The sequence below is a fragment of the Mesorhizobium sp. M1A.F.Ca.IN.020.06.1.1 genome, assembly GCF_004023265.1.
Lineage (GTDB): Bacteria > Pseudomonadota > Alphaproteobacteria > Rhizobiales > Rhizobiaceae > Mesorhizobium.
This window is the reverse complement of the sequence record NZ_RZSR01000741.1, coordinates 1-3,060: the sequence shown is the minus strand read 5'-3', so window position 1 is coordinate 3,060 and position 3,060 is coordinate 1. Positions and strand designations below refer to the sequence as shown.

Sequence of the window (3,060 nt, the reverse complement as noted above, 5' to 3'; positions counted from 1 at the left end):
GAGTAGCGCTCCGCGCGGCGGTCGGTGGCAAGATGCACCTCCCAGCCCCGCTCGATCAGCTCATGCGCAAGCGCCTCGGCTGGGAACAGATGTCCGCCCGTTCCGCCGGCCGCCAGCAGGATGACACCCCTCGACATCCCGCCTCATTCCGCCGGCATGGCGCGCTGCGAGAAGGCGTAGCCAATCTGCTTGCGCTTTTCGGGATGCCTGCGCGTCAGCGCCAGCACCATGCCCATCGAGACGGCAATCGCGATCTGCGAGGAGCCGCCGTAGGAAATGAAGGGCAGCGTCATGCCCTTGGCCGGCATCAACTGTAGGTTCACGCACATGTTGATGGCCGACTGCAAGCCGAAAATGGTGACGAGCCCGCCGACGGCGTAACGGGTGAAGTCGTCATGCTCCTTGAGCGCGATGCTCAATCCGCGCAGCACGATGAAAGCGAAAATCGACATGATGAAGAAGCACATGATCAGCCCGAACTCCTCGCCCGCGACCGAAAACACGAAGTCGGCGTGGCTGTCGGGGATGACCCGCTTCACCGTGCCCTCGCCTGGGCCGACGCCGAACCAGCCGCCATTGATCAGCGCCTCGCGGCCCATGTCGACCTGGAAAGTGTCGCCTTCGCCGGTGAGGAACTTGTCAATGCGGGCGGCCACATGCGGAAACACTGTATAGGCCGCGAACACGCCGCCGACGCCGGCAGCCCCCAGCGCGACGATCCAGAACCACGGCAGGCCGGCCATGAAGAACATCACGCCCCAGGTGCCCAGCACCAGCATGGTCTGGCCGAGATCCGGCTGCGCGATCAGCAGCGAGATCACCAAGGCCAGCAGCAGCATGGCGAACAGATTGCCGGGAATGTCTGGCTGGCGCTTGTGCTCGGCAAACAGCCAGGCGCAAATGATGACAAAGGCCGGCTTCAGGAACTCGGACGGCTGGATCGAGAGCCCGGCGAGCGATACCCAGCGCCGCGCGCCCTTCACCTCGACGCCGATATAGAGAACCGCCACCATCAGCACCAGCATGATGCAGATCATCGCCAGCGACATGCGCCTTATTTGTCGCGCTTCCAGGAAGGAAACCGCGAGCATCACGACGAGCGCCGGGATGGTGAAGATGATCTGTCTTGTGGCGAAGTGGAAGCTGTCGAGACCGATGCGCTCGGCGACCGCCGGGCTTGCGGCGAAGGACAAGACGATGCCGAGCCCCATCAGCGACAGGAATGCCGCCAGGAACCAGCGATCGATCGTCCACCACCAGGTTGCGACCGGACTTTTGTCGAGACGGCTTTGCATCAACGTGGCCCTCCGATGGGTTTCACCCCATCAATAGCAGTCGCAGCTTGCCTGAAGGCTTCGCCGCGAACCTCGAAATTCTTGAACTGGTCGAAACTGGCGCAGGCCGGCGAAAGCAGGACGACGGCCTCGCCGCCGGTGTCGCCCGCGGCGTCATGGGCGGCGTGCTCGACCGCGGCCGCCAACGTTCCGGAAATTTCGTAAGGCACCGCCTCGCCGAGCGTGGCGGCGAAAGCGGGAGCGGCCTCGCCGATCAGATAGGCCTTGGCGATGCGTGGGAAGAAACCGCGCAGCGGCTCTATCCCGCCTTCCTTGGGTAGGCCGCCTGCGATCCAATAGATGCGGTTGAAGCTCGACAGCGCGGGAGCCGCCGCATCGGCATTGGTCGCCTTGGAATCGTTGACGAACAGCACATGATCCTTGCGGCCCACCTGCTCCATGCGGTGCGCCAGCCCCGGGAAGCTTTCCAGCCCCGCCTGGATCTCGCCGAGTTCCAGCCCGACCCTGAGGCAGGCGGCCACGGCGGCGAGCGCGTTCTGCGCATTATGCTGGCCGCGCAGCGAGCCGATGCCTTCCAGGAATGCGATGCGGCTGTAGCGACCGTGCACGGCTTCCATCAGATTCGTGCCGTCAGCGAAATAGCCGTCGGTCAGCGGCAGGCGCTTGGAAATGCGGATCACTTGCCGGCCTGCCCGCTCCAGCCGGTCGGCGATCTGGGCGCACCAGGAATCGTCGACGCCGATGATCGCGGTGTCGCTGCCGGCGACCAGCCTTTCCTTGATCGAGGCGTAATGCGCCATGGTGCCGTGGCGGTCGAGATGGTCGGGCGTCAGATTGAGCAGGATGCCGGCGGTCGGATTGATCGAGGGCGCGAGATCGATCTGGTAGGAAGAGCACTCCACCACATAGTGCCGTTCGGCCTCGGGCGGATCGAGCGTCATGATGGCGCGGCCGATATTGCCGCCCATCTGGGTGTCGCGTCCGGCCGACTTCAAGATATGCGCCGTCAGCGCCGTGGTCGTCGACTTGCCGTTGGTGCCGGTGATCGCGACGAAGGGTGCGGCCGGCGCGCGCTGGATGCGCTCGCGGCAGAACAGCTCGATGTCGCCGATCACCTCGACGCCGGCGCCGCGCGCCAGTTCCACCGTCCAGTGCGGCTTCGGATGCGTGAGCGGCACCCCGGGCGACAGGACGAAGGCCGCAAAGCGCGACCAGTCGGCGCCGCGCAGGTCGCCGGTCGCGATCCCGGCGGCTGCCGCCTTGGCGACGCTGTCCGGATTGTCGTCCCAGGCGAGGATCTCGGCGCCGCCGGCGATCAGCGCATGCGCGGTCGCAATCCCCGATCCGCCGAGCCCGAAGAGCGAAACGCGTTTGCCTGCAAAGGAAGCGGCGGCGATCAAGCGGGCATCCTATCTGAGCTTGAGGGTGGAGAGGCCGACCAGCGCCAGGATGACGGCGATGATCCAGAAGCGGATCACCACCTGGCTCTCGGTCCAGCCGAGCTTTTCGAAATGGTGATGGATCGGTGCCATCAGGAAGACGCGCTTGCCGGTCATCTTGAAGTAGCCGACCTGAATGATGACCGACAGGATCTCCACCACGAACAGGCCGCCGACAATGACCAGCACGATCTCGTGCTTGGTGGCGACAGCGATGGTGCCGATCAGGCCGCCCATGGCAAGCGCGTCTTCCTGATGGCACCGATCCATCACCATTTCGAAAAGCTCGGCTGGACCGAGAGCCAGGTGGTGATCCGCTTCTGGAT

At 64.9% G+C, this 3,060-nt stretch carries 3 protein-coding genes and 1 pseudogene; all 4 read right to left on the bottom strand.

Features of this window, described 5'->3' with window-relative positions:
* On the bottom strand, positions 1–137 hold a 137-nt coding region (locus EOA60_RS26140), incomplete at its 3' end, for a glycosyltransferase (protein ID WP_206628241.1).
* Positions 138–143: 6 nt separating this feature from the next.
* A complete protein-coding gene (ftsW, locus tag EOA60_RS26135; protein WP_067329044.1) occupies positions 144–1,295 on the bottom strand; it encodes a putative lipid II flippase FtsW in 1,152 nt (383 codons plus the stop codon).
* Entirely contained in the window at positions 1,295–2,695 is a 1,401-nt protein-coding gene (gene murD, locus EOA60_RS26130) for a UDP-N-acetylmuramoyl-L-alanine--D-glutamate ligase (RefSeq protein ID WP_095783819.1), read from the bottom strand. The genes ftsW and murD overlap by 1 nt, the downstream gene beginning before the upstream one ends.
* A gap of 9 nt (positions 2,696–2,704) precedes the next feature.
* Positions 2,705–3,060, bottom strand: a pseudogene (locus EOA60_RS26125) (hypothetical protein); the annotation flags it as partial.